The following is a 3,861-nucleotide window of genomic DNA, read 5'->3' on the forward strand; positions in this document are numbered from 1 at the left end:
CTTGAGCTGCACGTGGCGGCCGACGATCTCGACGATGACGGTGCGCGAGAGCAGCTCTTGAACGAAGGTAGGCGGAATCACCGAAGGAGTCTAACGAAGCGCACCCAAACAAAACGCCGCCCGCAGGCGGCGTTCAGGGGATCAAGAGAATCAGATCGCGAAATCGCTGATTTTCTTGCCTGAGGCGAGAGCGGCTTTCAGCCACTTGGGTTGCAGGCCGCGCCCGCTCCATGTTTCACCGGTCGCGGTGTTGCGATATTTGGGGGCCACCTTGGCGCCTTTGGTGGCGCCGGCCTTGCCGCCCGCGCTCTTGGTGGACAGGTCGGTGACGCTCAAACCATATTCGCTCATGAGCGACTTGACCTTGGTGATGGCGTCTTGGCGCTCGCGTTTCTGTGTGGCTTCGATTTCCTGCTCGAGAGCAGCCCGCTTTGCCAGCAAGTCTTGAAGCGATGACATGTTGTTCCTCCTTGGCGACGAATATGAAGCAGCGCGAAACTCGCGTGCCGCATATTCTATGACAGGGAAATAACAATATGCTGTGAACTATTGTTCGGTCGTGAATTGCCGAGATATTCGGGAAACCCCGCGTTTAACCCCAGATAACTTCAGGGCGTGGGCGGCACATACCCAGCCGGTTGTTCGGCCCCTTCGCCGAAGAGGAATCGTTCCATCTGTCGCGCGAGATACTGCCGCGAACGCTGGTCAGCGAGATTCAGGCGGTTTTCATTCACCAGCATGGTCTGGTGCTTCATCCACAGCTGCCAGGCTTCCTTGCTGATCTCGTTGTAGATGCGCTTGCCGAGTTCGCCAGGGTAGGGCGCGAAATCAAGGCCTTCGCCTTCTTTCTTGAGGTGAACACATTGAACGGTGCGGGCCATCAGGTACTCCTTGGAAATGAATCAGTGGGTGGTTTTCGGTGCGTCAGGGCAGTTTCTTCACCAGCACCTGGGAGCGCCTGTCCCAGTTGTACTTGCGCTTGCGTGCTTCGGGCAGCCAATCGGGGTCAACCTGGGCGAAGCCGCGCTTGATAAACCAGTGCATGGTTTGGGTGGTCAGCACGAAGATGCTGTCGAGGCCGCTCGCCTTGGCACGCTGCTCCACGCGCTTGAGAATTCGCTCGCCGTCGCCCTGGCCTTGCACGTCGGGCGACACGGTCAATGCCGACATTTCGGCCGTGCGTGATTCGGGGTAAGGGTAGAGCGCCGCGCAACCGAAGATCACGCCGTCGTGCTCGATCACGGTGTAGTGGTCGATGTCGCGTTCGATCTCGGTGCGGTCGCGTTTGACCAAGGTGCCGTTGCGCTCGAAGGGGTCGATCAGCTGCAAGATGCCGCCGATGTCATCGGCCGTGGCTTCGCGCAGGCTTTCGAGCTTCTCGTCGACGATCATGGTGCCCACACCGTCGTGGGTGAACGACTCCATCAGCACCGAGCCGTCCACCGAGAAAGGCACGATGTGCACCCGCTCCACCCCTGCTTCACAGGCCTTCACCGCGTGTTGCAGGTAGAAGGCCGTGTCGGTGGGCTGCACCGGGTTGGGCAGGTTGGCGAGCAGCCTCTTGGCGTCGGCCAAGGCAAGCTCGGTGTCGATTTCGCTGTGGGGGTCGGCGGGGTTCAACGGAATGCCCTTGACCTCGGTCACATAGATCAGCTTGTCGGCCTGCAACGCATCGGCGGCGCTGGCGGCCACGTCTTCCATGCTGAGGTTGAAGGCCTCGCCGGTGGGCGAGAAGCCAAATGGCGACAGCATGACCAGCGCGCCGAAATCGACCGCCTTGCGGATGCCCGCTGCGTCAATGCGGCGCACGAGGCCGGTGTGCTGGAAATCGACACCGTCGAGAATGCCCACCGGCCGCGCGGTGATGAAGTTGCCCGACACCACGCGGATCTGCGCGTGCGCCATCGGCGTGTTGGGCAGGCCTTGAGAAAACGCGGCTTCGATCTCGTAGCGCATCTGGCCAGCGGCTTCTTGAGCGCAGTCGAGCGCCACGGTGTCGGTGATGCGCATGCCGTGGCTGAAGCGTGAGATGTGGCCCTTAACCTTCAGCTGCTCTTCAACTTGCGGCCGAAAACCATGCACCAGCACGAGCTTGATGCCCATGGCGTGCAAGATCGCGAGGTCTTGTGCAAAGGTCGCCAGCTTGCCCGCGGCGACCAGCTCACCGGCGATCGCCACCACGAAGGTCTTGCCTCGGTGCGCGTGGATGTACGGTGCGACCGAACGGAACCACGGAACAAAGGTATGGGGAAAGACAAGGCTCATGGCGGCACACTGAAATAATCAACGATTTTGCACGAAGGCCCTTCGACAGGGCTCTGGACAGGCCTGATGACTTCTCCCCCGCGCCGTGGTGCGCCGATGGTGGCCAACCCCATCCCCCCGATCACCTTCCCTGAATCGCTGCCCGTCTCGGGCCGGCGCGATGAAATTGCGCGCGCGATTCAAGAGCACCAGGTCGTGATCGTCTGCGGCGAAACCGGTTCCGGCAAGACCACGCAGCTGCCCAAGATCGCACTGACTCTGGGGCGAGGCAAGGGCGCGGGTGGCAAGGGGTTGATCGGCCATACCCAACCGCGGCGCATTGCCGCCTCGAGTGTGGCCAAGCGCATTGCGCAGGAGCTGAACACGCCGCTGGGTGAGCACGTCGGCTTCAAGGTGCGCTTCCAGGATCGGCTCTCCGCCGGTGCCAGCGTCAAGCTGATGACCGACGGCATCTTGTTGGCTGAGACGCAGACCGACCCGCTGCTCAAAGCCTACGACACGATCATCATCGACGAGGCCCACGAGCGCAGCCTGAACATCGACTTCCTGCTCGGCTACTTGCGGCAGATCCTGCCGCGCCGGCCCGACCTGAAGATCATCGTCACGTCGGCCACCATCGATGCCGACCGTTTCTCGCAGCACTTTGCCTCGCGCCACGGGCCTGCGCCGGTGATCCAGGTGTCGGGGCGCATGTTTCCGGTCGAGCAGCGTTTTCGGCCGTTTGAAGAGAGCCGAGAGTACGGTTTGAACGACGCCATCGGTGACGCTGTCGACGAGTTGTGGCGCGAAGGTGCCGGCGATGTTCTCGTGTTCCTGCCCGGTGAGCGCGAGATCCGCGAGGCCGCCGACCACCTGCGCCGCCACCACCCGCCGGGTGTGGAGGTGGTGCCGCTCTTTGCCAGGCTCAGCCAGCAAGAGCAAGACATGGTGTTCGAGCCGCACAGCGCGCGCCGCATCGTGCTGGCCACCAACGTGGCCGAAACCTCGCTCACCGTGCCGGGCATCCAGTACGTGATCGATGCGGGCACCGCGCGTGTGAAACGCTACAGCTACCGCAACAAGGTCGAGCAGCTGATGATCGAGCCGGTGAGCCAGGCCGCGGCCAACCAGCGTGCCGGGCGCTGCGGGCGGGTGAGCAACGGCATCTGCATCCGGCTTTATGACGAGAAGGATTTTTCGGAGCGGCCCAAGTTCACCGACCCCGAAATCATGCGCTCCTCATTGGCGGGCGTGATTCTGCGCATGAAGTCGCTTCGCCTCGGTTTGGTTGAAGACTTTCCCTTCCTGGAGCCCCCGCCACGGCGAGCGATTGCCGACGGCTACCAGTTGCTCAACGAGCTGGGCGCGGTCGACGAACAGAACGAGCTCACACCCATCGGCCGCGAGCTGGCCAAGCTGCCTCTCGACCCGCGTGTGGGCCGCATGATCCTGGAAGCGCGTGACCGCCAGGCCCTGGCCGAGGTGCTGGTGATTGCATCGGCGCTCAGCGTGCAAGACGCGCGTGACCGGCCGATGGAGCACCAGCAGGCGGCCGACAACGCGCACAAGAAGTTCGACGACGAGAAGTCGGAGTTCATGGGCACGCTCAAGATCTGG

5 protein-coding genes are annotated in these 3,861 nt (G+C 62.5%); 2 read left to right on the forward strand and 3 right to left on the reverse strand.

Going from position 1 to position 3,861, the window contains the following annotated elements:
• Positions 1–183: hypothetical protein (locus tag RMO40_RS21425; protein WP_309725626.1), on the forward strand; the 183-nt coding region annotated here is incomplete at its 5' end.
• On the opposite strand, the gene RMO40_RS21430 is transcribed toward RMO40_RS21425, so the two are convergent.
• From RMO40_RS21430 to argA, 3 genes are all read right to left on the reverse strand, one after another.
• On the reverse strand, positions 151–459 hold the full coding sequence (locus RMO40_RS21430) for an H-NS family nucleoid-associated regulatory protein (RefSeq protein ID WP_309725627.1): 309 nt from the start codon (positions 457–459) through the stop codon (positions 151–153). The two genes, RMO40_RS21425 and RMO40_RS21430, sit on opposite strands and share 33 nt — an antisense overlap.
• Positions 460–608: 149 nt before the next feature.
• A complete protein-coding gene (locus RMO40_RS21435; protein ID WP_309725628.1) occupies positions 609–881 on the reverse strand; it encodes an oxidative damage protection protein in 273 nt (90 codons plus the stop codon).
• Positions 882–924: 43 nt separating this feature from the next.
• Positions 925–2,265 carry an amino-acid N-acetyltransferase gene (gene argA, locus RMO40_RS21440; RefSeq protein WP_309725629.1) on the reverse strand — a complete coding sequence of 447 codons (1,341 nt, stop codon included), beginning with the start codon at positions 2,263–2,265 and terminating at the stop codon, positions 925–927.
• A 66-nt stretch (positions 2,266–2,331) separates the two neighbouring features.
• Here argA and hrpA point away from each other — a divergent pair.
• A partial coding sequence (gene hrpA / locus RMO40_RS21445) for an ATP-dependent RNA helicase HrpA (RefSeq protein ID WP_309725630.1) occupies positions 2,332–3,861 on the forward strand: 1,530 nt, incomplete at its 3' end.

Origin of the sequence: Rhizobacter sp., from assembly GCF_031412075.1 — a bacterium.
Lineage (GTDB): Bacteria > Pseudomonadota > Gammaproteobacteria > Burkholderiales > Burkholderiaceae_C > Rhizobacter.

Excerpts from the sequence above, each read along its gene's own strand:
- RMO40_RS21430 (WP_309725627.1), bottom strand. The coding sequence starts at position 459 with ATGTCATCGCTTCAAGACTTGCTGGCAAAGCGGGCTGCTCTCGAGCAG.
- RMO40_RS21435 (WP_309725628.1), bottom strand. The coding sequence starts at position 881 with ATGGCCCGCACCGTTCAATGTGTTCACCTCAAGAAAGAAGGCGAAGGC.
- argA (WP_309725629.1), bottom strand. The coding sequence starts at position 2,265 with ATGAGCCTTGTCTTTCCCCATACCTTTGTTCCGTGGTTCCGTTCGGTC.